Raw genomic sequence first — 25231 nt, forward strand, 5'->3', positions numbered from 1 at the left:
TGCCAGCCCCTCTCAGAAGATATCCGGCTCGCCCGCCGCTTGGCCGAAGGCCGCGGTGAGATAGTCGAAGTCGCAGCCCTGATCGGCCTGCCCCACATGGCGCTGGAACATGTAGCCCCAGCCCCGCTCGAACCGTGGCTCCGGCGCTTTCCACGCGGCGCGGCGGGCGGCGAGTTCGTCCTCATCCACCAGCATGTCGAGGGTGCGCGCCTCAAGATCCATGCGCACGATGTCCCCCGTTTTCAGCAGCGCCAGCGGCCCGCCCACGAAAGACTCCGGCGCGACATGCAGGATGCAAGCGCCGTAAGAGGTGCCCGACATCCGCGCATCCGAGATCCGCAGCATGTCGCGGTGCCCCTGTTTCAGAAGCGCCTTGGGCATCGGCAGCATCCCCCATTCCGGCATCCCCGGCCCGCCCTGCGGCCCTGCGTTGCGCAGCACCAGCACATGGTCGGGCGTCACATCGAGGTTCTCGTCATCGATCGCGGCCTTCATCTCGGGGTAGCTGTCAAAGACCAACGCCGGACCTTCGTGGTGGTGGAATTTTGGATCGCAGGCCGCCGGTTTGATCACCGCGCCATTGGGGCAAAGGTTGCCCTTGAGCACGGCAAGCGAGCCTTCTTTATAAACCGGGTTCGACAGGGGCCGGATCACGTCGTCATTATAGACAGGCGCATTCGCAATCCCCTCCTCCAGCGGTTTGCCGGTGCAGGTGATGGCCGACCGGTCAAGCTTGTCGCCCAACTGGTCCATCAGCGCCCGCAGCCCGCCCGCGAAGTAGAAATCTTCCATCAGATATTCGCTGCTGCCCAAGGGGCGGATATTGGCGATCAGCGGCGTGATGCGGCCCAGAGCGTCGAGATCGCTCAACTCCAGCGCCACACCGGCGCGGCGCGCCATGGCCAAGAGATGCACCACCGCATTGGTCGAACAGCCCGTCGCCATCGCCACGGTCGCCGCGTTTTGCACGGCGGCGGGGGTGATGATCTTGTCGGGCGTCAGGTCCTCCCAAACCATATCGACAATGCGCCGCCCGCAAGAGGCGCTCATCCGTTTGTGGCCCGCATCCGCAGCGGGGATCGAGGTCGCCCCCGGCAGGGTCAGCCCCATCGCCTCGGCAATCGCGGTCATGGTGGAGGCGGTGCCCATCGTCATGCAATGCCCGTAGGACCGCGCAATGCCGCCTTCGACGCCGACCCATTCCTCGGCTGAGATCGTGCCCGCGCGGCGCTCGTCCCAGAACTTCCAGGCGTCCGAGCCAGAGCCAAGCGCCCGGCCCGCGTAATTGCCCCGCAGCATCGGCCCCGCGGGCAAAAAGATGAACGGCACGCCTGCGCTGATCGCGCCCATGGTCAGACCGGGCGTGGATTTGTCACAGCCGCCCATGAGGACTACTCCGTCAAGCGGGTGCGAGCGGATCGTCTCTTCGGTCTCCATCGCGATCATATTGCGGTAGAGCATCGAAGTCGGCTTGGTGAAGCTCTCGTCGATCGAGATCGTCGGGATCTCAAGCCCCAGCCCCCCGGCCTGCGCGATTCCTTTCTTCACGTCCTCCGCGCGGTCGCGAAAATGAAGGTGGCAGGGGTTCATCTCGGACCAAGTGTTCAGGATGCCGATCACCGGGCGCCCCTCCCAATCCTCGGGGCCCAGACCCATCTGCATCATGCGCGACCGATGGCCAAAGCTGCGCAGATCGTCGGGGGCGAACCAGCGCGCGCTGCGCAGCTGATCGGCGGTTTTCTTGGTCTCGGTCATGGAATCCTCGCCAGCTAAAACATCATCGCAAAAAGGTTGGAAAACACATCTTGCTCGAACTGATATATTACCGTATCACCCCAGTTGTCGATACCATTTGAGGGAGGAGCCGCGAAAATGTCGGCAAAACCACTGAAACACACGCTCCGCCCCGGCAGCCGCCTGTCGGGCTTTTGGCTCTCGCTTTGCTCTCCTACGGTGACCGAGATCGCGGCGGGCAGCGGGATCGACTGGTTGTTGTTGGATATGGAGCATGCGCCCAACGATCTCAGCCAAATCACCGACCATCTGCGCGCGGCAGGCAGTGCCAATCCCGATGCGCAGATGATCGTGCGGATGCCCTCTTCCGATCAGACGATGACCAAACGGCTGCTGGATATCGGCGTGCGCAACCTGATGTTCCCGATGATCCAGACTGCCGAGGCCGCCCGCCAAGCCGTATCATGGACCCGCTACCCGCCCGAAGGGCTGCGCGGCATCTCGGCCACGATCCGCGCCAATGATTACGCGCGGCAAACCGATTACCTCAGCACCTATGCAGAGGCGCAATGCGTGATCGTGCAGGTCGAAACCCCCGAAGCGGTGGCCGAAATCCCCGCCATCGCCGCCGTGCCGGGGGTCGATGCGATCTTTATCGGGCCGGGGGACCTCTCCTCTGCGATGGGCCATACCGGCAACCCGATGCACCCCGATGTCCAAGACAAAATCCGCGAGGCGGTCGCGGCCATCCATGCCGCCGGGCTGCCTGCGGGCATCCTCGGCTATGGTGCCGATCTTGCGCAACGGTACTTTGATGAGGGTATCGAATTCGTCGCCATCGCAGGCGACGCTTGGCTGCTCACGCGGCAGATGGATGCGCTGGTGCAGACCATGGCGCAGCCCACCCCCACTTTGACACAGCAAACCCATAAGGATGGATCATGACCGCGGACAGCAAGAGATTTCACCCCCACGGCAAGCATCTGATCGCCGGCGAATGGGTCGGCGGCGGAGAGACCTTCGCCAATTCCCCCGCCACCGGCGAAAGCGACCAATTCCAAAGCGGCACCCCGGCCCATGTCGACCGGGCCTGCCAAGCGGCGGAGGAGGCTTTTTGGTCCTACGCCCATACCAGCCGCGAGACCCGCGCCGCCTTCCTCGACACCATCGCGGATGAGATGGAGGCCCGCGCCGAGACCATTACCGAGATCGGCACACGCGAATCCGGCCTGCCCGAAGCCCGTCTTCAGGGCGAACGGGGTCGGACAACCGGGCAGCTGCGCCTCTTTGCCGATCACATCCGCAAAGGCGCGCATCTCGACCGGTGCGTTGACGGCGCCCTGCCCGAACGCCAGCCGATGCCGCGCCCCGACATCCGCATGATCCAGCGCCCCATCGGGCCGGTTGCAGTCTTCGGCGCGTCGAACTTCCCGCTGGCCTTCTCCACCGCGGGCGGCGACACCGCCGCGGCGCTGGCGGCGGGCTGCCCGGTCGTGGTCAAGGGCCACTCCGCCCACCCTGGCACGGGGGAGATCGTCGCCGAAGCGATCCACGCGGCGATCCAGAAATGCGACATCCACCCCGGCGTCTTCTCTCTGATCCACGCCAACAGCCGCGAGGTGGGGCAGACGCTGGTGCAGCACCCGCTGATCAAGGCCGTGGGCTTTACCGGATCGCTCGGCGGGGGGCGCGCACTCTTTGATCTCTGCGCCCAACGCCCCGAGCCGATCCCCTTCTTTGGCGAGTTGGGATCGGTGAACCCGATGTTCGTTCTGGCCGAGGCCACCCGAAACCGCGGCGCGGAAATCGGCGCTGGCTGGGCCGGGTCGCTGACCATGGGCGCGGGGCAGTTCTGCACCAACCCCGGCATCGCGGTCGTGGCCAAAGGGGCCGAAGGCGACGCATTCGTCGCCGCCGCGAAAGAGGCGCTTGAGCAGGTCGGCCCGCAGGTCATGCTGACCGACGGCATCGCCCAAGCCTACCGCGACGGCAAGGAACGTTTCACCGGGCGCAACGCCGTCCGCGCGCTGGTCAGCACCGACAGCGACGGCCGCGCCGCCCAGCCGAACCTGTTTGAAACCGACGCCGATACCTACCTGCAAGACCACGCGCTTGGGGAGGAGGTCTTTGGCCCCTTGGGACTGGTGCTGCGGGTGTCCTCGGGCGATGAGATGCAAGAGCTCGCCAAAGGGTTCGAGGGGCAATTGACCGCGACGCTCCAGATGGACGAGGGTGACACCGACGCCGCCAAGGCGCTGATGCCCATCCTTGAACGCAAGGCGGGCCGGGTGCTGGTGAACGGCTTCCCCACCGGGGTCGAGGTTTGTGACGCCATGGTGCATGGCGGCCCCTACCCGGCCTCTACCAACTTTGGCGCGACTTCCGTCGGCACCATGGCGATCCGCCGCTTCCTGCGGCCCGTGTCCTACCAAAACCTGCCCGAGGCGCTATTGCCCGAAGACCTGCGCGGAGCCTCGGCATGAGCGGCGGGTTGATCGGCCCCGTCGCCGTGCTCGACGCGATGCCGCAGGACATGCAAGACAAGGTGCGCGGCTATGCCGAAGGGCTCGACCTGCGCTTTGCGGCCTCTTTCTCGGAAGCGGACTTTGCCGAAGCGGTAAAGGGGGCAGCCTATATCGTCCCACGCGGGCGGGGGCTTCCGGCTGAGGTCTTGCGGGGGGCCGATAGCGTGCGCCTCGTGCATCAATGGGGCACCGGGTATGACAAAATCCCCTTGGATGTCGCGCGCGAGATGGGTGTTCCGGTCGCGCGCAGCCCCGGGGTCAACGCGCCCACCATCGCGGATCTGACCATCGGCATGATGATCTCCGCGCTGCGCCGCATTCCGCTGCACTACAACAACACCCGCGCGGGCAAATGGATCGTGCCCGAAATCGTCCCCGGGGCGCGGGATCTCAGCAGTCAGAAGGTCGGGCTGATCGGCTTTGGCGCCATTGGGCAGCTTGTCGCGAAACGGCTGACGGGCTTTGACTGCGAGGTGCTCTACTATCGCCGCTCGGGGCCCGCCGAAGGCACCAGCGCGCGCTATGCAGACCGCGATGAAATCCTTGAAACCTGCGATATCGTCAGCCTGCACATGCCGCTGACCGATGCGTCACACCACACTATTGGGGCGGATGAACTGACGCGAATGAAATCGGATGCCCTCTTGGTGAACACCGGGCGCGGCGGGCTGATCGACGAGGCGGTCCTGATCGACACGTTGACCCACAAGCGTATCGCCGGGGCGGCACTGGATGTCTTTACCCAAGAACCGGTGGAGCCGGACAACCCGCTGCTACGTCTCGATAACGTCCTGCCGCTGCCGCATATCGGCGGCCATAGTGAGGACAACCTCAGGCGCATGGTCGGCCATTGGGCGGGCAACATCCGCGCCTTCCACGAAGGGCGCGGCATCGACGAGGCCTGCCTCGTGACCTGAAGACTGCCCCGGCCTGACCTCTCAGGCCGGGGCGCGGCTTAACCCTCTAGCGGCACGGGCATCAGGATCTTATTGGTCTGGCTCACCAAATACCCCGCCTCGGCGCTTTTCTTGAGATAGGCCTGCCACTCAGGATCCGCCGCCATCTGCGCCCGACGGGCGGCACGGTCGGCAGCGTCCTTATAGGCCCAGATATGCACGAAGGAATTCACGTCGCCCGTCTCGACCTGCGCATAGATCACCGGCTCGCCCAGGATGCGGCGCTGCGCCGGAAAGCCGAATTCGGCATAGAGCGCGAGGTGTTTCTTGATCGTGCCGGGGCGGCAGCAATAGGTGCGGTGGTCGTAGATCATGGGGTGGTCTTTCTGCTTGCTTGGGTCATGCGATACCGGCGTGGTCGGTGATCCGGGCCCGCGCCTGCAAAAGGTGATAGGCCATCGACACGCCTGCGACTTCGCTGTCGCCCGCGCGGATCGCTTCGAGGATTTGCCGATGTTCGCTGATCACCACGTCGATCCGCGCCTGGGAGCCTTGGCGCGTCAGCTTTTGCGCCACGTCGATCCCCTGTTCGATCGAACCGCGGGCGCAATCCAGCATCTGCACGAAAACCTCATTGCCCGAAGCCGCCGCGATGGCGCGGTGGAATTGGAAATCGGCGTCAAAGGACGGGTCGCGCGCCTGCATCGATGCCTCCAGCGTCTGCAAGGCTGCCTCGATCCGGGCGATATCCTTGGGGCTGGCGCGCTGCGCGGCCATGCGGGCGGTGGCCTTTTCGATCGTGATCCGCGCCTCCATCGCGCGCATCAGCCCGGCGACGGAACCCGCCGTGGCATATTCGATCAGCTTTTCCGAAGGCCGCCGCCGCACGAAGGTGCCCACGCCGCGCCGCGCTTCGACCAGACCGTCCTCTTGCAGCTTGCGCAGCGCCTCACGCACCACGGGCCGCGACACGCCAAAGGCGGTGGCGATCTGGTTCTCCGAAGGCAGCTTTTCTCCCTGCACCAGCTTGTTAGACACGATCTGCTCAAGGACCTGCCCGTAGAGCTGGTCGGCCAAAGTCTGCCGTTTCTTGATCTTCAGTTTCGGTGCTGTCACCGGCTACCCTCCCGCCGCGGCGCGGCGCATCATATTGGCCAGCCGCAGCGCCGATGTTGCGGCCCCATAGCCGTTGTCGATGTTCACCACCGTCACCCCCGGTGCGCAGCTGGCGAGTATCGAATCGAGCGCGACCCTCCCGCCGCGGGCGACACCATAGCCGACGGAGGTCGGCACACCAATGACCACCCCCGGCACCAGCCCCGCCACGACCGAAGGCAAGGCCGCGTCCATCCCGGCAAAGACGATGACCACGTCCATCTCGCGCAGCAACTCTTCCCGCGCGAGCAGACGCCACAGCCCGGCCACGCCCACGTCCGAAACCTCGGTCGCCGCCATCCCGCCATAGGCCAGCGTGCGCCGCGCCTCGGCCATGGGGGCGTAATCAGAGGTGCCCGCACTGACGAGGGCGATGCGCGGGGTGCTGGCCAAGGACCCGATCTCTCCCAAAATGGCAGTGCGCGAGGCGGCGCAGTAATCGACCTGTTGCGCCGCGTCGGCGGGCAGGGAGGCAAACTGCTCTGCCGTCAGCCGGGTCAGCAACAGCCTGCGCCCCTCTGCCGCCGCATCGCCGATGATCGCGGCGATCTGCGCCACCGACTTATGCTCACAAAGCACGGCCTCTTCGATGCCGATACGCCCCCCGCGGCCCCGGTCAAAGGTCACGTCTGGATGCCCGTCGGGGCCGGTCTTAGTGATGGACAAATGCACTTCCTCTTGAATAGGCCCGCAGATCGACCGCGCGCCCGTCATCCGTGGCCTGCCGAACCTGCGTCAATATCGCTGCACGTTTCTGGGCGGAGAGGTCTTCGTAAACAGACGGATCAAGCTCCACCACCCAGCCCCCACGCAGCAGACGGCAGCGCAGGGTGATATTGCCCAACTCTGCACGCAGCAGGGTCTCTACCCGGTCGATCACCGCCAGATTCGCCGGCTCCACCCGCAGACCGGTCTCGATCCGGCTGGCCAAACAGGGGGCGGCTGGCAGTTCCGCCAGATCCCCCAGCCCAAGTGCGCGGGCCAAGGCGCGCACATCCGACTTGGACATCTGCGCCTCAACGAAAGGGTGCAGCACGCCGTGTTCCGCCGCGGCTTGCAGGCCGGGGCGGTAGTCCGACAGATCATCGGTATTGGTGCCCGCCGCCACCAGCGGCCCCATCCGCGCCAAGGTGCCATAGAGGTTCGACTTGCAGAAATAACAGCGATTGAACGGGTTGGCGCGATAGGCGGGATCGGCGAACTCCCCCGCGTCAACCAGCTTCAGCGGCAGGTCCCATTCGGTGGCGAAATCCTTCACCCGCGCGGTTGCCGCCGCCGGAACGGCGGGTGAGACCGCATGGCAAAGCGTCACGCCCGCCGCGCCGCGCACCTTGGCCGCAGCGGCCGAGAGCGTCAGGCTGTCGATCCCCCCGCTGAGCGCGATGGTCAGTGAGGCGGGCCGCGCGAGGGCGGCGTGGAGGGCGGCAGGAATGGTCACTCTGCCAGCCCGTCCTCGGTCTTGAGCTGTGCCAAGAGCCGCCCGCTCGACATCTGGAGGTGGTCGCGCATCCGCTGGCGGGCGCGTTCCGCGTCACCCTCAAGGATAGAGGCTGCGATGTCGTAGTGTTCCTGTATCGCATCCCGGCTTTCGCCACCGCGTTTCAACGCTTGCAGCCGCCCGGCCAGCATCGTCTCGCGCAGGCTGGCGACAAGATAGTTGAACAGGCTGAGGTAATAGCTGTTGCCCGTCGCCTCGCAAACCGCGCGGTGAAAATCGAGGTCGGCAGTGACCCCTGCCGCCACTGCCGGCCCACCGATCTTGTTGCTTTGATCATAGGCGGCGGCGGCACGCTCAATCTCCGCGCGGGCCTCTGGGGTGGCGCGGGCGGCGGCGATGGCAGCGGCTTCGATCTCAAGCCCCATGCGCAGCTCTAGGATCTGTTCGAGCTTGCGCTGGCTTTCCATGTCACGTTCAGGAATCGCAAAGCCCTGACGGGGCCGGTCGCTGGCGACAAAGGCCCCCCGGCCCTGACGGCTCGACAACATGCCTTCGGCCTTGAGGCGCGACACCGCCTCGCGGATCACCGTGCGGCTCACGTCGAAATCGCTGGCCAATGTGGTTTCGGAGGGCAGCACATCGCCCACGTTCCACACGCCGTTCACCACGTTGTGGCGCAGCACCTCCGTCACCTGATCGCTTAGCGTGGCACCATCGACGAGGGGCACGGTCGCCTGAAGATTTGCAGCCATAATAACAACTTCTTTTCACCGATTGGACCACCTGTATGACAAGCTGTCAATAATCAGAAGGTAGGGTCATTCCCAGCATTACAACCAGAATACAACATTACAAGTAAGATGAAATCCCCATAAATTTGTATTTTTAATTGACAGGCTAGAGATTCCCCCGCAGTCTGCGGATCACGGCAAGAGGATGTCAGGGGGGAGCCCGGAACCCATCCAGTAGCTGCCGACACACAGTCAAAACTCGGGAGGAGTTTCTATGTCACCGTTCTTCAAATCGATCCGCCGCACCACAGCGGCCACCATCCTTTTCGCCGTCGCAGGCGCCGCCGCCCATGCGCAGAGCTTTGTCATGGCGACCGGCCAGCAGGGCGGGTCGTGGTATCCCGTGGGCGGCGCGATCAAGGCGATTGTGGAGCGTGAGAACCCCGATATGGACATCACCGTCACGCCGGGTGCGGGCGTGTCGAATGTGGTCGGCGTGGACGCGGGCCGCTTTGGCATCGCCTTCGCCAACTCGATCTCGACCGTGGATAGCCTGTCGGGCAAAGAGCCGTTCCGCAAGGCCACGACCAATGTCTGCAACCTTGGCATTCTTTATCCGCAGTATTTCCAGATCGTCGCGCTTGAGGATTCGGGCATCAAGACGATCGCCGACATGAAGGGCAAACGCCTGACCACGCAACAGCTTGGCAACACTGGCGAATTCCTGACACGCGAGCTTTTGTCGACCGCCGACATGACCTTTGATGACCTCGACAGCGTCGCCAACACTTCCTATTCCGACTCCGCCTCGCAGATGAAAGACGGTCAGGCCGATTTCTTCACGCTGGGGTCGTCGCTGCCGACAGGTTCGGTCATGGATCTGGCGTCCTCCCGCAAGATTCGCCTGATCGACGTGGATGAAGAGACCTTCCAGTACTTCAAAGACAAGAACGCCGCCTTCCAGCGCCGCGAAGTCAAGGCAGGCGCCTACCCCGGTTTCGATGAGACCGTGCATGCGATCAGCTACGACACCCATATGGTCGCGCCCTGCGACTATGACGGTGAGATCGTCAAATCCGTGCTCGCCGCGATTGCCGACAACAACGACAGCTTCGCCGCGATCAGCAAATCCATGGCGAACCTGACGGTCGAGGAAATGGCCACCGACATCGGCGTGCCCTTCCACCCCGCCGCGAAAGAGTTCTACGCAGAGCGTGGCGTCTCGGGGATGTAATTCCCTTCCGACACGAAACGGGTCGGTCGGAGCCAAGCGCTTCGTCCGGCCCACATCCATAAGGTCCCTGCGCCCCGTGCATTCCGCGCGCTGACACACAGAGGCCGCCTTCCACTCTAGACGCGAGAACCCCCATGCAACTGTCGATCCTTCTGGACAAGATGCCCCTGATTACCCGCATAGCAAGGCTGATCCTGGTCGGTATGGCTGTGTGGCATCTCTACGTCGCCTTCGTCGGCCCGCCCAACCCCTATATCATGCGCGGCGTGCACGTCGCTCTGGCGCTTTTGCTGATCTTCCTGACCGTCAACCGCAAGGGGCTGCGCAACGATGTGCCGCGCTGGTATGACGTGGTGCTTGGGCTGGTTGCCTTGGGCGCGGCGCTCTATCCGTCCTTCAACCTCAACTACATCACGCAGCGCTTTCTCTACGTCGATCCGCTGATGCCGATGGACATTGTGGTGGGGATCACGCTGGTCGTCCTGTTGCTTGAGGCCACGCGCCGGATGCTGGGGCCGATGCTGCCGATCACGGCGCTGCTGTTTCTCGGCTACGGCCTCGCCTTCACCTCGACCCTGCCCTCGGTGATCCTTGAGCAGTTGTTCATGACGCCCGAAGGCATCTTCGGCATCCCGATCGCGGTTTCCGCGACCTATATGGTGCTTTTCATCCTCTTCGGTTCCTTGGTCGAGCGGATGGGCGTGGGCCAGCTCTTCATGGATTTCGCGGTGGCGCTTACCGGGCGGCAGGTCGGTGGTCCGGCCAAGGTGGCCTGTGTGACCTCGGGCCTCTTCGGGTCGGTGTCCGGCTCTGCCGTAGCCAATGTGATGACGACCGGCACCTTCTCCATCCCGCTGATGAAACGCATGGGGTTCAAACCCGCCTTCTCCGGCGCAGTCGAAGCCGTGGCCTCGACCGGGGGGCAGATCATGCCGCCCGTCATGGGGGCTGCGGCCTTTGTCATGGCCGAATACCTCGGCGTGGGATACCTCACGGTTGCGAAATACGCGCTGGCGCCCGCGATCCTGTTCTATGTGGCCCTCTTCGCTGCGGTCCACTTTGAGGCCAAGCGCAAGGGCATCGGTTCGGTCCCGAAAGAGGATCAAGTGCCGCTGAAAACCGTGCTGCTTGAACGCGGCCACCTGTTCCTGCCGCTGGCGATCATCGTGGGCGTGTTGATGCTGGGCTATTCGGCCCCCTATGCGGCGCTTTGCGGTATTGTGTCGGTCGTGCCCGTGGCGGCGCTGCGCAAGACGACACGGCATTACGTCACCGTCGACAACATCCTCGAAGCGCTCGAAGGCGGTGCCCGTAACGTGCTGGCGATTGCCGCGGCCTGTGCCTGTGCGGGCATCGTCGTCGGCGTGATCGACATCACCGGCCTTGGCCTGACCTTCTCGAACTTCGTGATCGAAGCGGCCCAAGACACGCTGGTCATCGCGCTCTTCCTGTCGATGATCGCGGGCATCATCCTTGGCATGGGGATGCCGACCACACCGGCCTATATCGTGCAGGTCGCCCTGCTGGTGCCGGCACTGGTGAAACTGGGCGTGCAGGTCGAAGCGGCGCATCTCTTCGTGTTCTACTTCGCCATCCTGTCGGCCATCACACCCCCCGTCGCCATGGCGGTCTATGCGGCCAACACCCTGTCGCACGCCAAGATCGTCGAGGCGAGCTGGGCCGCGGTGAAACTCGGGGCGACCGGCTTTATCGTGCCCTTCATGTTCGTCTATGAACCGGCGATCCTGATGCAGGGTTCGGCCACCCAAATCACCTTGGTCCTGTTGCAGGCCACCATTGGCGTCATCTTGCTGGCCGCCGCCCTGCAACGCTACTACTTTGGCCAACTGTCAAATGTGCTGTCGGTGGTGCTTTTCGCGGCGTCGCTCTTGCTGATCTATCCCGATCTGCGGCTCACCGCCTCGGGGCTGGTCATCGCGGGCGTTATCTTGGCCTTCCAAAAGGCCAGGAACCCCAGCCCGAAAAGCCAAGCGGCCACACATACTTAAATCTCAGAACGAACGAAACGGAGCCTTCTCCATGCTGCAAAAAACATCCCTCAAGGCGCGGACCGGCGGACAGGTCCTTGTGGATCAGCTTTTGATCCACGGCGCCGACACCGCCTATTGCGTGCCCGGCGAAAGCTACCTTGAGGTGCTGGACGCGCTGCATGACGTGCAGGACCGTTTCAACCTGATCAACGCGCGGCACGAAGCCGGGGCCGCGAATATGGCCGAGACCTATGGCAAGCTCACCGGCAAACCCGGCATCTGTATGGTCACCCGCGGCCCCGGCGCCTGCCACGCGGCCATCGGGGTGCATATCGCGCAGCAAGACAGCACGCCGATGATCCTGCTCGTTGGCCAGATCGCCCGCGACACCACCGACCGCGAAGCCTTTCAGGAAGTCGACTACCGCGCCATGTTCGGCCCCATCGCCAAATGGGCCACCCAGATCGACGACCCGGCGCGGGTGCCGGAATATATGGCCCGCGCCTTCCGCGTGGCGACCTCGGGCCGCCCCGGCCCGGTGGTGATCTCCCTGCCCGAAGACATGCTAACCGAGGTGGTTTCCGTGGCCGATGCGCGGCCCTATACGGCCACCCATGCGGGGCTATCGCCCGATGGCCTCGATATGCTCAAGACCGAGATCGCGCAGGCCGAACGGCCCCTGCTGCTGCTCGGCGGCTCCGGCTGGTCGGATGAGAGTGCGGCGGCCATCACCCGCTTTGCCGAGGCCAACAAGATCCCCGTCACCACCTCTTTCCGGCGACAGGACATCGTGAACAACCTCTCGCCGGTCTATGCAGGCGATTTCGGCACCTCTACCGCGCCCAGCCTCTACGCGCATCAACGCGAAGCGGATTTGTTCATCGTGATCGGCGCGCGTTTGGGCGAGATGACGACCAAGACCTACACCACCATGCAATCGCCCAACCCCGAGACCCGCCTGGTGCATCTCTATCCGGAGGCGGATGAGATCGGCCGCGTCTATTCGCCGGATTTGGGCATCGCGGCGGCGCCCGTCGCTGTGGCCGCTGCCTTGTCCGGCGTCGATCTGGGCCGGGCAGAAGCATGGGGCGATTGGTGCGACAAGCTGCATGCCGATTACCTCACCGATACCGAAGCACCCAATGGCGGCGACTGGGATCTCGACATGGGGGTGGCCCTTGCGCAACTGCGCGATGAGCTGCCCGACGACGTGGTGGTCACGCTCGACGCGGGCAACCACACCGGCTGGGCGCAGCGGTTCCTGCGCTTTGGCCGCCCGGGCCGGATCGTCGGCTCCACCTGTGGCGCGATGGGCTATTCCGTGCCCGCCGCCGTCGCGGCCTCGATTGCTGAACCGGAGCGTCTGACGCTGTCCTTTGTGGGCGATGGCGGCTTTATGATGAGCGGCAATGAACTCGCCACCGCCGCGCAATATGGCGGGCGGCCCATCGTGCTGCTGTTCAACAACGGCATCTACGGCACCATTCGCATGCACCAAGAACGCGACCACCCCGAACGCATCTCGGGCACCACCTTGCAGAACCAAGACTTCGTAAAGATGGCCGAAGGTCTGGGCGCCCATGCCGAACGGGTGACCAAGACCGAGGATTTCGCCGCCGCCTTCACCCGCGCCCGCGAGAGTGGCCGTCCGGCGCTGATCGAACTGGTGACCGACCCCGAGCAGATCTCGACCCGCACCACGATCAGCAAGCTGCGCGCCGCGGCTCAGAAAAAAGTCGATGCCGACCAGCGCTGAAGGATGACCCAGATGACGACCCTGACCGCGCCGCGCCGCGCAGATGATACGGACGCGCAAGACCACGCCGCCTTGCTCGATGCGCTGCGCGATGCCATTGGCCCTGCCCATGTGGTGACCGACGCCAAGGATTTCGATGCGCGGCTGATTGAAGACCGCGGGCTGCGGCGCGGCACGGCGCTGGCGCTGATCCGCCCCGGCTCAACCGAAGAGGTCGCCGCCTGCATGCGTCTGTGCCATGCCGCTGAGGTGCCGGTCACGCCGCAGGGCGGCAACACCGGCCTTGCGGGGGGCGGCGTGCCCGATGGCGGCATTATCCTCACGACCGACCGGCTGAACCGTATCCGCGCGGTCGATCCGACCAATGCCACGATGACGGTCGAGGCGGGCTGCATCCTCGCCAATATCCAAGCGGCGGCGGATGAGGTCGACGCGCTCTTTCCGCTCTCGCTCGCCTCTGAAGGGTCCTGCCAGATCGGCGGCAATCTTTCGACCAACGCGGGCGGGACGGCGGTGCTGCGCTATGGCAATACCCGCGACCTCGTGCTGGGGATCGAAGCGGTGCTGCCCGATGGCCGGGTGCTGAATGACCTGAACGGCCTGCGGAAAAACAACACCGGCTTTGACCTCAAACACCTCTTTATCGGCGCCGAAGGCACGCTTGGCATCATCACAGCGGCGGTGATCAAACTCTTTCCCAAACCCACCGCCCGGGCCACCGCGCTGGTGGCCTGCACCGGCCCCGATCCGGCGCTCGCGCTCTATGCGCGGATGCGCGGCCAGACCGCCGACACGCTTTCGACATTCGAGTATATCGACCGGCTGGGCCTGCAAATGGTGATCGACCACGCGCCCGGCTGTAGCGATCCGATGGCCGAGGCGCATCCCGCCTATTGCCTGATCGAACTCACCGGCAATGGCGCGCAGACAGACCTCGACGCCCGGCTGGAAACCGCATTGGAAGCGGCTTTCGAGGCGGAGGAGATCATCGACGCCGTGATCGGCGCCTCGGAGGCGCAGAAAGACGCGCTTTGGGCGCTGCGAGAGAACCTGTCAGAGGCGCAGAAACCCGAAGGCGCGTCGATCAAACATGACGTTTCGGTCCCGGTGTCGCGCGTGGCAGATTTCATCCGCGAGGCGACCCAAGCCTGTATGGATCACATGCCCGGCCTGCGACCCTGCCCCTTTGGCCATTTCGGCGACGGCAACCTGCATTTCAACCTGTCGCGCCCGGTGGATATGGCGGATGCGGCGTTCCTTGCCGAATACGGGGCCTTCAACCGGATCGTGCATGATATCGTGCACCAGATGGGCGGCTCTTTCTCGGCGGAACATGGCATCGGCACCTTTAAACGCGCCGAGCTGCGCCGGTATAAAGACCCGGTCGCGCTGGAGTTGATGGCGCAGATCAAGGCCACCCTCGACCCGGGCCATTTGATGAACCCGGGCAAGGTGCTTTGACCGCTTAGCCGCGCCCCGCGAAGGGCATTTTGGTGGCCATCACGGTGACGAACATGGCATTGGAGTCGAGCGACAGCTTTGCCATGTAGGACAGCGTTTCGGCCACATCGTTCACATCCATGCGCGGCTCGGACATGCGGCTGCCGTTGGGTTGCAGAATGCCGTCTGCCATCCGCTCGGTCATCTCGCTCGCCGCATTGCCGATGTCGATCTGTCCGCAGGCGATGTCATGCGCCCGCCCGTCGAGCGACAGCGCGCGGGTCAACCCGGTGATCGCATGTTTCGTCGCCGTATAGGGCACCGACAGAGGGCGCGGGACATGGGCGCTGATCGAGCCGTTGTTGATGATCCGCCCGCCCTTGGGGCTCTGCCGTTTCATCAGGGCAAAAGCCGCGCGGGCGCAGAGGAATGACCCGGTCAGATTGGTCGCGACGATGTCGTTCCACTCCGCCACGCTTAAGCCGTCCACCTCGACCGCCGAGCCATTGCGCCCGGCATTGTTGAACAGCAGATCCAGCCGCCCAAAGGTCGTCTCCACCCGCTCGAAAAGCGCGTCGACCTCCGCCTCGACGCCCACATCGGCGGCCACGGCGATATGCCCCTGCCCGTCGAGCGTCGCGCAGGCTGCGTCGATCTTATCCTGCCGCCGCCCCGTGAGCACGAGGGTGAAACCGTCCTTCGCCAAACGCTGCGCACAGGCAAGGCCCACCCCGCTTCCGGCCCCTGTTATCAGAGCAATCTTTTGATCCATCTTCTCATTCCATCCCTGTCATCGCCCTGCGGGCCGTTGTGTGGAATCTAATATATATGATCGCGCAAGAATAGGTTTTTTCGCTATTTTCTGGTTTGGCGCCTCGTTCAACTTGGCCGCCTCACATTCGCGCGAGCGCACTAGACGACCGGTCTATTATTCCTTAGATGCCCCGGTATGACAGAGGCAAAGAAATCAGATCAGACGCGGCAACGCATCTTGGACGTAGGGCGCAGCCTCGTGCTGCGGCACGGGTTCTCTGGCGTTGGCCTGTCGCGCATTCTGAGCGAAAGCGGCGTGCCCAAGGGCTCTTTCTACTATTACTTCGCGTCGAAAGAGGCTTTTGGCACCGCAATGCTGGCAGATTACGTCGAGGCCTATCTCGATCGCGTCGATGCGCTGATCGCGGCTCCGGGAACGGCGGGCGACAAGCTCGACAGTTTCTGGGATGCATGGCTCAGCCAATCCAGCGCCCCGGGGATCGCCAGCGCCTGTTTGGTGGTGAAACTTGGATCCGAAGTCGCCGACCTGTCGGAAACGATGCGCGAAACGCTCGATCAGGGTGTCGATGCTTTGGTCGCCCGCATTGCCCAATTGCTGCGCCAAGGCGCAGAGGATGGGACCGTTCGTGTGCTCGAAAACCCCGAGACCACAGCCCGCATGCTCTATGCGAAATGGCTCGGCGCTGCGGTGCTGGCCAAACTGGCACGCAGCGATGCGCCCCTGCGCATGGCGCGCGCTGAAACCTCTGCCCAACTCTCCCCCACTGGGGGCCAATTCCCAACCTGAAAGGAAACAGCATGTTCGCTGCCATCCACGACACATTCGGCGAGCCCGCCGAGGTTCTGACCACCCGCGAAACCGACAAGCCCGCGCCCGCCGCTGGCGAAGCGCTGCTGCGCATGGTGCTCTCGCCCATCCACAACCACGACCTTTGGACCGTGCGCGGCAACTATGGCTACAAGCCCGACCTGCCCGGCGCCATCGGCGGCTCCGAAGCGCTTGGCATTGTCGAAGCCGTGGGCGAAGGCGTTGATGAGGCGCTGATCGGCAAACGCGTCACCGCCGCTGGCTTCCACGGCGCATGGGCCGAATATTTCACCGCCCCCGCCGCGGGCCTGCTGCCCCTGCCTGAGGCGATCTCGGACGAAGCGGGCGCGCAGTTGATCGCCATGCCCTTCAGCGCCCTGTCCCTGTTGGAAACCCTCAAGGTCGGCGAAGGCGATTGGCTGGTCCAAACCGCCGCCAATGGCGCAGTCGGCAAAATCATGGTCGGTCTGGCCAAGGCGCGGGGTGTCAAATTGCTGAACCTCGTCCGCCGCGAAGGTGCCGCCGAAGAGATGCGCGACACCGGCGCGGAACATGTCCTCTCCACCGAAGATGCGGATTGGCAGAGCAAAGCGCGTGAGTTGATCGGCAAAGAGGGCGCGGTCTCGGCCATTGATTCCGTCGGCGGTGAGTTGGGCGGTCAACTGGTCGAACTGCTGGGCAAGGACGGTGAGTTGATCGTCTTCGGCACGGCGACGGGCCAGCCGCTCTCCATGTCTTCGGGCGAATTGATCATGAAGCACATCACCGTCAAAGGCTTCTGGGGCTCGCGCGTGAGCGGCGAGATGGCGGCTGAGACGCGGGGCCGCCTGATTGGCGAATTGGTGCAACTGGCCGCGAAGGGCCAACTGCCCCTCGACACCGGCGGCATCTACCCGCTGGCCGAGGTGACCGAAGCGATGAAATCCGCGCTGACCACGGGCCGTGGCGGCAAGGTCATGCTGCGCCCGTGATCGGGATTTGACGACAGCGGCGGCCCTCCCTCCCCGGGGCCGCCGCCCCATGCGCGGAATGCCCAAGTTTCAGACAGCACCGCGATTTGTCGCCCATTTTTCAAGCAAACCCGCCCTGCAGGCGGCTCTGAACCGCCTCGGCGATGACTCTCCCCCGTCTCTATGGTGATTAAAAAATCATCAGACTTTACCGGGCGGAGCGTTCCTCATTCTCATCGACAGCAGCATAAACAGCCCCCAAGCGACCCCGGTGCAGCCGCGCGCTATTGGTGCTGCGATGGTCTCGGCCAAGGCTGCGCGGGGCGGGTCGACAATCGGCGAATTGCGCCAGTCGGGCGCGATGAAACTTCTCTTCCCCCGCCCCGACCCCGCGCTGTTGCAAGCAATCATCATTAATTCCGCAGGCGGCATCACCGGCGGCGATAGTTTTTCCTTGACGGCCCGTGCAGAGGCGCAAGCGGCGCTCAGCCTCACCACGCAGGCCGCCGAACGCGCCTATCGCGCGCAACCGGGGCAAGTGGCAGCGCTGCGCAACACCCTCACCGTCGACACCGGCGCGACGCTGCATTGGCTGCCGCAAGAGACCATTCTCTACGACGGATGCGCCCTGCGGCGGCATCTGACGGTCGACCTGGCGCAAGACGCCTCTCTCCTGCTGGTGGAGCCGCTGGTCTTTGGCCGCGCCGCTATGGGCGAAACCCTGCGTCATGCCTATTTCCGCGACCGGATCGAGGTCAACCGCGCGGGCCAGCCGCTTTTTCACGACGCGATGACACTCAGCGGCGATGTCACCGCCCATCTGGCGGCCCCGCACATCGCGGCCGGGGCAGGTGCCCTTGCCACGCTGATCTATGTGGCCCCCGATGCCGAAGCGCGGCTACCCCGGCTCCGCGCCCAATTGCCCGACAGCGCCGGGGCCAGCCTGATCGGCCCTGACCTGCTGGTCGCTCGGATCCTCGCCGCAGATAGTTTCGACCTTCGCCAATCACTCGTCCCGATTTTGGGCGCGCTGAGCGGTGACACCCTTCCCCGATCATGGATGACCTGACGTGCAACTGACCCCGCGAGAAAAAGACAAACTGCTGATCTCCATGGCTGCCGAGGTCGCCCGCAAGCGCCTTGCGCGGGGGGTCAAGCTGAACCACCCCGAGGCCATTGCCCTCATCACCGACACCGTGGTCGAAGGCGCGCGGGATGGCCGCAGCGTGGCCGATATGATGCAGGCCGGTGCCCATGTCATCACCCGCGACGACTGTATGGAAGGGGTGGCCGAAATGATCCCCGAGGTGCAGGTCGAAGCCACTTTCCCCGACGGGACCAAATTGGTCACCGTGCACAACCCCATCAGATAGGATATCCCATGCCGCGTTTTGCCCCCCTTCTTGCCCTGCCGCTTATGTCGCTCGCCATGGCGGCCTTCGCCCATAGCGCGCCGCTCCCCCACAGCCACGGCGGAGAGGGCGACGGATCGCTCGCCGTCTACCTGATCGCCGCCGCGGCCTTTGCGCTGTCGGGGGGGATCCTCGTCCTGCGGCGTCTGAAGACCGCCAAAGCATGATCCCGGGAGAGATCATTCCGGCGGAGGGCCTGTTGACCCTCAATGCCGACAGCACGGCGATCACGCTGATGGTCGCCAATACCGGAGACCGCCCGGTGCAGGTGGGCAGCCACTACCATTTTGCCGAGAGCAACCCGGCGCTTGAGTTCGACCGCGCCGCCGCGCGGGGCCTGCGCCTGGACATCGCGGCGGGGACTGCGGTGCGTTTTGAGCCCGGCCAACGGCGCGAGGTCGCGCTCATCCCGATCGGCGGGGCGCGGCGGGTCTTTGGCTTTAACAGCGCGGTGATGGGAGACCTCTGATGCCTGCACAGATCAAACGCGGTGACTATGCCGCCATGTTCGGCCCCACGGTGGGCGACCGGGTGCGGCTGGCCGATACGGACCTTATCATTGAAGTCGAGCGTGACCTGACCACCGGTGAGGGCCGGGCCTATGGCGAAGAGGTCAAGTTCGGCGGCGGCAAGGTGATCCGCGACGGCATGGGCCAGTCGCAGGTCACCCGCGCGGGCGGCGCCGTGGATACGGTCATCACCAATCCGCTGATTGTTGACCATACCGGCATCTACAAGGCCGATGTCGGGCTGAAAGACGGGCGCATCGCCAAGATCGGCAAGGCAGGCAACCCCGACACGCAGCCGGGGGTCGATATCATCATCGGGCCGGGCACCGAGGTGATCGCGGGCGAGGGGCGCATCCTCACCGCCGGGGGGTTTGACAGCCATATCCATTTCATCTGCCCGCAACAGATCGAAGACGCGCTGCATTCGGGGCTGACCACCATGCTCGGCGGCGGCACTGGCCCTGCACATGGCACATTGGCCACGACCTGCACACCGGGCGGCTGGCATATCGGGCGCATGATGCAGGCCGCCGACGCCTTCCCGATGAACCTCGCCTTCGCGGGGAAAGGCAATGCCTCGCAACCCGCCGCACTGGAAGAGCAGATCAACGCAGGCGCCTGTGCGCTGAAACTGCATGAAGATTGGGGCACCACCCCCGCCGCGATTGACTGCTGCCTTGGCGTGGCCGATGCGATGGATGTGCAGGTGATGATCCACACCGACACGCTGAACGAAAGCGGCTTTGTCGAACATACCGTAAAAGCCATGAAAGGCCGCACGATCCACGCCTTCCACACCGAAGGCGCGGGCGGGGGCCATGCGCCGGACATCATCAAGATTTGCGGCGAAGAGCATGTGCTGCCCTCTTCGACCAACCCCACGCGGCCCTTCACGGTCAACACGTTGGAAGAGCATCTGGATATGCTCATGGTTTGCCACCACCTTGATAAGTCGATCCCCGAGGATGTGGCCTTTGCCGAAAGCCGCATCCGGCGAGAGACCATCGCCGCCGAAGACATCCTGCATGACATGGGGGCGTTCTCGATTATCGCCTCCGACAGTCAGGCCATGGGCCGGGTCGGAGAGGTCTTGATCCGCACATGGCAGACCGCTGACAAGATGAAAAAGCAGCGCGGGCGGCTGCCCGAAGAGACGGGCGACAACGACAATTTCCGCGTCCGCCGCTACATCGCGAAATACACCATCAACCCCGCCATCGCTCATGGCATCTCGACCCATATCGGCAGCATCGAAGAGGGCAAGCGTGCCGATCTGGTGCTCTGGAACCCCGCCTTTTTCGGGGTGAAGCCCGAGATGGTCTTGCTCGGCGGCAGCATCGTCTGCGCGCAGATGGGCGACCCCAACGCCTCGATCCCCACGCCGCAGCCGGTTTATTCGCGGCCCATGTTCGGTGCCTATGGCCGGGCGGTCGAGAATTCCGCCGTGGTCTTTGTCAGCGAAGCGGCAGAGGCCGCGGGAGTAGGCGGCAGCCTTGGCCTTGCCAAACAGACGCTTGCGGTGCGCAACACCCGCGAGATCGGCAAGCGCGATCTGAAGTTGAACGACGCGCTGCCCGAGGTTGAGGTCAACCCCGAGACCTATGAGGTGCGCGCGGATGGTGAATTGTTGACCTGTGAACCCGCCTCCGTGCTGCCCATGGCGCAGCGCTATTTCCTGTTTTGAAGAGACCGAGATGACCCCAATTCTTTGCCAAGACATGCGCCGCGCCGGAGCGTGGTCCGATGCCAGTGACCGGGTCGAGCTGACCTATGACGGGCGCTTTCTGCGCCGCAAGGTGCTGACCACGGCGGACGGGCTGGCGTTTCTGGTCGATCTTGCACAGACCACCTCGCTCGACCACGGCGATGCTTTCGTGCTGGCCGACGGGCGTCTGGTCGAAATAGTGGCCGCCGACGAAGCCCTGCTGGAGGTGACCGGCCCCGACCTGCCCCGCATCGCGTGGCACATCGGCAACCGCCATACCCCCTGCCAGATCGACGCCGACCGGCTGGTGATTCAGCGCGACCATGTGATCGCCAAGATGCTCGGCCAGATCGGTGCCACCACGCGAGAGATCACCGGCCCCTTCCGCCCCGAAGGCGGGGCCTATGGCCATGGGCGCACCCATGGGCATGACCACGGCCATGTTCACCACGCCGTTCACGATCACGACCACCCGCATGATCATGCGCATGGCTGACACCCTACAGGCCGACGCGCTTCTGACCTTGGTGCAGATGCTGTCGCCCTCCTACCCGGTGGGGGCCTTCGCCTATAGCCATGGGTTGGAATGGGCGGTGCAGAACGGTGATGTGACGGGGCAAGACAGCTTGGCCGACTGGCTGGGCGGCGTGTTGCGGCATGGGGCGGGGCAGACGGATGCGCTTTTCCTTGCGGCGGCTTATCGCGCGGATGACCCATCGGAGATCGACGCGCAGGCCCGCGCCTTTGCCGCCTCTGCCGAGCGGTTGAAAGAAACCGTGCTACAGGGCGAAGCCTTTGCCCGCGCCAGCGCCGCGATCTGGCAGCAGGACATGCCGCCGCTTTGCTATCCCGTGGCCGTCGGACGCGCCGCACGGCTGCAAGGGCTGCCGCTGCGCCAAACGCTTGAGATGTTTTTGCACGCCTTTACCGCCAACCTCGCCACCGCTGGCATGCGCCTGATCCCCTTAGGGCAGACCGAGGGGCAGATCGTCATTCGCGACCTTGCGCCGCTCTGTCTTGAGGTCGCCGCGGCGGCAGAGGACGGCACGCTCGACGATCTCTCCTCCACCGCCTTTCTCAGCGACATCGCCGCGATGAAACACGAAACCCAATATTCAAGGATTTTCCGCACATGAAACGCAACAACGGCCCTTTGCGCGTCGGCATCGGCGGCCCCGTGGGCGCGGGCAAGACCACGCTGACCGCCGCGCTCAGCCGCGCGCTGCGGGATCGGCTGTCGATCGGCGTAATCACCAATGACATCTACACCCAAGAGGATGCAGAGGCGCTGATGCGCATGCAGGTGCTGCCCCAAGACCGGATCATCGGGGTCGAGACCGGCGGCTGCCCGCATACCGCAATCCGCGAGGATGCCTCGATCAACCTTACTGCCGTGGCGGAGATGGTTTCGCGGCACCCGGATGTGGAAGTGGTCTTGATCGAAAGCGGCGGCGACAACCTGTCGGCCACCTTCAGCCCTGAACTGGCGGATGTGACGCTCTATGTGATCGACGTGGCGGCGGGGGAGGAGATTCCCCGCAAGGGCGGCCCGGCGATCACCAAGTCCGACATTTTGGTCATTAACAAGACCGACCTCGCCCCCCATGTCGGCGCATCGCTCGACGTCATGCAACGCGACAGCGCGCGGATGCGCCCGGACCTGCCGACGGTCTTCTGCGCGTTGAAGTCCGGAGAGGGGATCGACGCGCTGCTGGCGCATCTGGCGCGGGTCGGGGGGCTCGACCTCGCTCCAATGGACCCGATGAGCGCGGCTTAATCGCGGTAGACCTCAGCCATCCGGTCGCGGAAGGCGGGCAGAAGGCTGCCATCATAGCCCCGGTGCGGGACGCCATGCCAAAGCGCGTTGAGGATCGCCTCCTCAACCGCTTCGACCGCGGCGATGAAGAAGGCATCCATCCGGTCTTCGTTCAACCGCTCGACGCTCTGCGTATCAGCCCCGCCACGGGTGATGCGGTTGGCGGTTGAGAAGGCCAGCGCGATGTCGCCGCTTTGATGGCCGATGTGGCTGCCCAACCGGCCAAGGGCCGCGGCGCTGCGCCGGGCCATGCGGGTCAACTGCCGCGAGCCCATCGGCGCGTCGGTCGCCAGAATGATGATGATCGAGCCCTTGTCGGGGTCATCCCCCGGCCCCGGTGGCGGCAGCTGTTGGCCAAAGACGCGCAGCGCGCTTTGCTGGCCGAAGTTCGACAAGACCAGCGCGCCAAGGTCGAACCCCGCGCAGCCCGGCAGGGCGACCCGCCGCGAAGCGGAGCCGAGACCACCAGCATAGCCGAAGGTCTTCATCCCGCTACCGGCCCCGACGGTGCCCTGCGCAAACGCTGGCCCGCAAGCCGCAATCGCCGCCTGCGCGTGATCCTCGGTCACCGCCAGCGCCTGAATGTCGTTCACCGTGCCGTCGTTGCATTCCAAAACCAGCGGGTTGACCGTGCAAAGGCCCCGCCCGATTTCGGGGTTTTCTGCAATCGCCCGCCGGATCAGCGCTGTGCTACAGGGGCCGACGCCAAAAGTGTTGGTCAGCAGGATCGGCGTCTCGATCTGGCCCAATTCGGCCAGTTGCATCAGGCCCGCGCTTTTGCCGAAACCGTTCAGCACCGCAACGCCCGCAGGCACCGGATTGCGGAAGAGATCACCTTCATGCGGCAGAACCGCCGTCACCCCGGAGCAAAGCCCCTCCCCGCGTAGGTCTTGGCTGCCCACGCGCACCCCCGCGACATCGCAGATGGTGTTTCGTGGCCCCGTGGGCAGGGTCCACCAGTTCTTGCTGTCGATCGTATTGCGCATTTTGCCTTCGAGAGTTTGGGGTGCCGTTGGTGCGTCAATCCGCGCCAAAAAGATCACGGGTGAAGACCTTGTCGGGGACATCCGCCAGATCCGGGTGATTGCGGTTGGCCACGATCACATCCGCGCGCGTCTTGAACGCTTCCAAATCGCGGGTGACTTCGGAGCCGAAGAAGCGTTCCTCTTGCAATACGGGCTCATAAACGATCACCTCGATACCCTCGGCCTTGAGCCGCTTCATGATCCCTTGGACCGAGCTTTGGCGGAAGTTGTCCGACCCGGCCTTCATCACCAACCGGTAGATGCCCACCCGCTGAGGGCCAAGCGCCAGAATCTGCTCTGAGACGAAATCCTTGCGGGTGCGGTTCGCCTCGACCACGGCGTTGATCAGGTTTTGCGGCACGTCAGAGTAATTGGCCAGCAACTGCTTGGAATCCTTGGGCAAACAGTAGCCGCCATACCCAAACGACGGGTTGTTGTAATGCCCACCGATGCGCGGGTCGAGGCAGACACCGTCGATGATCTGCCGCGTGTCCAAACCATTGGTCAGCGCGTAGCTGTCCAATTCGTTGAAATAGGCCACCCGCATGGCGAGGAAGGTATTGGCGAAGAGCTTGACCGCCTCTGCCTCGGACGGGCCTGTAAAGAGCATGGGAATGTCGTCATCGATTGCCCCCTCGGCCAGCAATTCCGCGAAGCGCCGGGCGCGCGGGCTGTCTTCGCCGACGACGATGCGCGAGGGGTGGAGGTTGTCGTAGAGCGCGCGGCCCTCACGCAGGAATTCCGGGCTGAAGATGACTTGGTCGCTGTTCAACTCGGCGGAGAGGCCCGCGGTATAGCCTACCGGAACGGTGGATTTGATGACGATAGTGGTCGTTTTCGTGACCGCCAAGACATCCCGCACCACGGCCTCAACACTGGAGGTGTCGAAGACATTGGTGCGTGGGTCATAGTTGGTCGGCGTAGCGATGAGCACGTAATCGGCCTCGCGATATGCCGCCTCTGCGTCGGTCGTGGCCCGGAGGGTGAGGGGATTTTCCGCGAGATATTGCTCGATCTCAGGATCGACGATTGGCGCGCGGCGGGCATTCACTTGCGCCACCCGTTCTGCGTTCAAATCGACCGCTGTTACTTCGTTGTGCTGCGCCAGAAGCACCGCATTCGAAAGCCCGACGTAGCCGATACCGACAACGGCGATCTTGGTCTTGGACATAAGCGTGGGCCTTTCTTGCGCGGCGTGGCGTGATGTTAAACTGCGGCTTTCGTTTTGAAAAGGCACCGCCTGACAGGGAGTTAGGGCGGTTGGGCGAAAGTGAAAGCCGGGGCGCGCACCTTCCGCCCGTGCCGTGCGATGTGGCAGAACCGCCGTTTGTT

General features: G+C 64.3%; 26 protein-coding genes. 17 read left to right on the forward strand and 9 right to left on the reverse strand.

Annotated elements, in window-relative coordinates:
* Nucleotides 1–12: 12 nt before the first annotated feature.
* A complete protein-coding gene (araD, locus tag ACGYLQ_RS08810; RefSeq protein WP_067267661.1) occupies nucleotides 13–1755 on the reverse strand; it encodes an L-arabinonate dehydratase in 1743 nt (580 codons plus the stop codon).
* A gap of 117 nt (nucleotides 1756–1872) precedes the next feature.
* On the opposite strand from araD, the gene ACGYLQ_RS08815 reads away from it, so the two are divergent.
* From ACGYLQ_RS08815 to ACGYLQ_RS08825, 3 genes are read left to right on the forward strand one after another with little or no spacing between them, the layout of a single operon-like run.
* On the forward strand, nucleotides 1873–2679 hold the full coding sequence (locus ACGYLQ_RS08815) for an HpcH/HpaI aldolase/citrate lyase family protein (protein WP_394442181.1): 807 nt from the start codon (nucleotides 1873–1875) through the stop codon (nucleotides 2677–2679).
* The gene (locus tag ACGYLQ_RS08820) at nucleotides 2676–4217 is read left to right on the forward strand and encodes an aldehyde dehydrogenase (NADP(+)) (RefSeq protein WP_394442184.1); all 1542 of its coding nucleotides are present in this window, start codon (nucleotides 2676–2678) and stop codon (nucleotides 4215–4217) included. The genes ACGYLQ_RS08815 and ACGYLQ_RS08820 overlap by 4 nt, the downstream gene beginning before the upstream one ends.
* A complete protein-coding gene (locus ACGYLQ_RS08825; RefSeq protein WP_394442187.1) occupies nucleotides 4214–5176 on the forward strand; it encodes a 2-hydroxyacid dehydrogenase in 963 nt (320 codons plus the stop codon). The genes ACGYLQ_RS08820 and ACGYLQ_RS08825 overlap by 4 nt, the downstream gene beginning before the upstream one ends.
* Before the next feature lie 38 nt (nucleotides 5177–5214).
* Here ACGYLQ_RS08825 and ACGYLQ_RS08830 read toward each other — a convergent pair whose 3' ends face one another.
* Genes ACGYLQ_RS08830 through ACGYLQ_RS08850 form a run of 5 tightly spaced genes read right to left on the reverse strand, consistent with a single transcriptional unit; the run spans nucleotide 5215 to nucleotide 8500 of the window.
* Nucleotides 5215–5529 (reverse strand): NIPSNAP family protein, encoded by a 315-nt coding sequence (locus ACGYLQ_RS08830; protein ID WP_271690331.1) that lies wholly within the window; start codon nucleotides 5527–5529, stop codon nucleotides 5215–5217.
* Between the two features lie 25 nt (nucleotides 5530–5554).
* On the reverse strand, nucleotides 5555–6271 hold the full coding sequence (locus ACGYLQ_RS08835) for a FadR/GntR family transcriptional regulator (RefSeq protein ID WP_394442190.1): 717 nt from the start codon (nucleotides 6269–6271) through the stop codon (nucleotides 5555–5557).
* Between the two features lie 3 nt (nucleotides 6272–6274).
* Nucleotides 6275–6976 carry a nickel pincer cofactor biosynthesis protein LarB gene (gene larB / locus ACGYLQ_RS08840; RefSeq protein ID WP_394442192.1) on the reverse strand — a complete coding sequence of 234 codons (702 nt, stop codon included), beginning with the start codon at nucleotides 6974–6976 and terminating at the stop codon, nucleotides 6275–6277.
* On the reverse strand, nucleotides 6963–7748 hold the full coding sequence (locus ACGYLQ_RS08845; protein ID WP_394442195.1) for an adenine nucleotide alpha hydrolase: 786 nt from the start codon (nucleotides 7746–7748) through the stop codon (nucleotides 6963–6965). Before ACGYLQ_RS08845 ends, larB begins: the two co-directional genes overlap by 14 nt.
* Nucleotides 7745–8500: a FadR/GntR family transcriptional regulator gene (locus ACGYLQ_RS08850; protein WP_394442198.1), complete on the reverse strand. Its 756-nt coding sequence runs from the start codon at nucleotides 8498–8500 to the stop codon at nucleotides 7745–7747. Before ACGYLQ_RS08850 ends, ACGYLQ_RS08845 begins: the two co-directional genes overlap by 4 nt.
* Nucleotides 8501–8753: 253 nt before the next feature.
* Between ACGYLQ_RS08850 and ACGYLQ_RS08855 the strand changes: the two genes are divergently transcribed.
* The 4 genes from ACGYLQ_RS08855 to ACGYLQ_RS08870 all read left to right on the forward strand — a co-directional run bounded on the left by ACGYLQ_RS08855 (nucleotide 8754) and on the right by ACGYLQ_RS08870 (nucleotide 14921).
* A complete protein-coding gene (locus ACGYLQ_RS08855) occupies nucleotides 8754–9713 on the forward strand; it encodes a TAXI family TRAP transporter solute-binding subunit (RefSeq protein ID WP_067263721.1) in 960 nt (319 codons plus the stop codon).
* A gap of 134 nt (nucleotides 9714–9847) precedes the next feature.
* On the forward strand, nucleotides 9848–11722 hold the full coding sequence (locus ACGYLQ_RS08860) for a TRAP transporter permease (protein WP_394442201.1): 1875 nt from the start codon (nucleotides 9848–9850) through the stop codon (nucleotides 11720–11722).
* Nucleotides 11723–11753: 31 nt separating this feature from the next.
* A complete protein-coding gene (locus tag ACGYLQ_RS08865) occupies nucleotides 11754–13460 on the forward strand; it encodes a thiamine pyrophosphate-binding protein (RefSeq protein WP_394442203.1) in 1707 nt (568 codons plus the stop codon).
* 12 nt (nucleotides 13461–13472) lie between these two features.
* Complete coding sequence (locus ACGYLQ_RS08870; RefSeq protein ID WP_394442206.1) at nucleotides 13473–14921, forward strand: FAD-binding oxidoreductase; 1449 nt, start codon at nucleotides 13473–13475, stop codon at nucleotides 14919–14921.
* A 4-nt stretch (nucleotides 14922–14925) separates the two neighbouring features.
* Here the strand turns inward: ACGYLQ_RS08870 and ACGYLQ_RS08875 are convergent, their stop codons facing one another.
* Nucleotides 14926–15672 carry an SDR family oxidoreductase gene (locus ACGYLQ_RS08875; RefSeq protein WP_394442209.1) on the reverse strand — a complete coding sequence of 249 codons (747 nt, stop codon included), beginning with the start codon at nucleotides 15670–15672 and terminating at the stop codon, nucleotides 14926–14928.
* Between the two features lie 177 nt (nucleotides 15673–15849).
* On the opposite strand from ACGYLQ_RS08875, the gene ACGYLQ_RS08880 reads away from it, so the two are divergent.
* The 10 genes from ACGYLQ_RS08880 to ureG all read left to right on the forward strand — a co-directional run bounded on the left by ACGYLQ_RS08880 (nucleotide 15850) and on the right by ureG (nucleotide 22835).
* Complete coding sequence (locus ACGYLQ_RS08880) at nucleotides 15850–16461, forward strand: TetR/AcrR family transcriptional regulator (protein WP_394442212.1); 612 nt, start codon at nucleotides 15850–15852, stop codon at nucleotides 16459–16461.
* Between the two features lie 11 nt (nucleotides 16462–16472).
* On the forward strand, nucleotides 16473–17453 hold the full coding sequence (locus ACGYLQ_RS08885; protein ID WP_394442215.1) for a zinc-binding dehydrogenase: 981 nt from the start codon (nucleotides 16473–16475) through the stop codon (nucleotides 17451–17453).
* A gap of 250 nt (nucleotides 17454–17703) precedes the next feature.
* On the forward strand, nucleotides 17704–18501 hold the full coding sequence (locus ACGYLQ_RS08890) for an urease accessory protein UreD (RefSeq protein WP_394442218.1): 798 nt from the start codon (nucleotides 17704–17706) through the stop codon (nucleotides 18499–18501).
* A 1-nt stretch (nucleotide 18502) separates the two neighbouring features.
* On the forward strand, nucleotides 18503–18805 hold the full coding sequence (locus ACGYLQ_RS08895; RefSeq protein WP_067263701.1) for an urease subunit gamma: 303 nt from the start codon (nucleotides 18503–18505) through the stop codon (nucleotides 18803–18805).
* A gap of 8 nt (nucleotides 18806–18813) precedes the next feature.
* On the forward strand, nucleotides 18814–19011 hold the full coding sequence (locus ACGYLQ_RS08900) for a hypothetical protein (protein WP_073037937.1): 198 nt from the start codon (nucleotides 18814–18816) through the stop codon (nucleotides 19009–19011).
* The gene (locus ACGYLQ_RS08905) at nucleotides 19008–19313 is read left to right on the forward strand and encodes an urease subunit beta (protein ID WP_067263695.1); all 306 of its coding nucleotides are present in this window, start codon (nucleotides 19008–19010) and stop codon (nucleotides 19311–19313) included. Before ACGYLQ_RS08900 ends, ACGYLQ_RS08905 begins: the two co-directional genes overlap by 4 nt.
* Nucleotides 19313–21037 carry an urease subunit alpha gene (gene ureC / locus ACGYLQ_RS08910; protein WP_394442221.1) on the forward strand — a complete coding sequence of 575 codons (1725 nt, stop codon included), beginning with the start codon at nucleotides 19313–19315 and terminating at the stop codon, nucleotides 21035–21037. Before ACGYLQ_RS08905 ends, ureC begins: the two co-directional genes overlap by 1 nt.
* A 10-nt stretch (nucleotides 21038–21047) precedes the next feature.
* On the forward strand, nucleotides 21048–21554 hold the full coding sequence (gene ureE / locus ACGYLQ_RS08915; RefSeq protein WP_394442224.1) for an urease accessory protein UreE: 507 nt from the start codon (nucleotides 21048–21050) through the stop codon (nucleotides 21552–21554).
* Nucleotides 21547–22194, forward strand: coding sequence for an urease accessory protein UreF (locus tag ACGYLQ_RS08920; protein ID WP_394442557.1), 648 nt, complete (start codon nucleotides 21547–21549; stop codon nucleotides 22192–22194). Before ureE ends, ACGYLQ_RS08920 begins: the two co-directional genes overlap by 8 nt.
* Nucleotides 22191–22835: an urease accessory protein UreG gene (ureG, locus tag ACGYLQ_RS08925; protein WP_394442227.1), complete on the forward strand. Its 645-nt coding sequence runs from the start codon at nucleotides 22191–22193 to the stop codon at nucleotides 22833–22835. The genes ACGYLQ_RS08920 and ureG overlap by 4 nt, the downstream gene beginning before the upstream one ends.
* On the opposite strand, the gene ACGYLQ_RS08930 is transcribed toward ureG, so the two are convergent.
* Nucleotides 22832–23860, reverse strand: a complete 1029-nt coding sequence (locus tag ACGYLQ_RS08930; RefSeq protein ID WP_394442230.1) for a P1 family peptidase — start codon at nucleotides 23858–23860, stop codon at nucleotides 22832–22834. The genes ureG and ACGYLQ_RS08930 overlap by 4 nt on opposite strands.
* A gap of 34 nt (nucleotides 23861–23894) precedes the next feature.
* Nucleotides 23895–25070, reverse strand: coding sequence for a nucleotide sugar dehydrogenase (locus ACGYLQ_RS08935; protein WP_394442233.1), 1176 nt, complete (start codon nucleotides 25068–25070; stop codon nucleotides 23895–23897).
* Nucleotides 25071–25231: the final 161 nt, after the last annotated feature.

This window comes from Sulfitobacter sp. 1A12779, assembly GCF_043557315.1.
GTDB lineage: Bacteria > Pseudomonadota > Alphaproteobacteria > Rhodobacterales > Rhodobacteraceae > Sulfitobacter > Sulfitobacter faviae.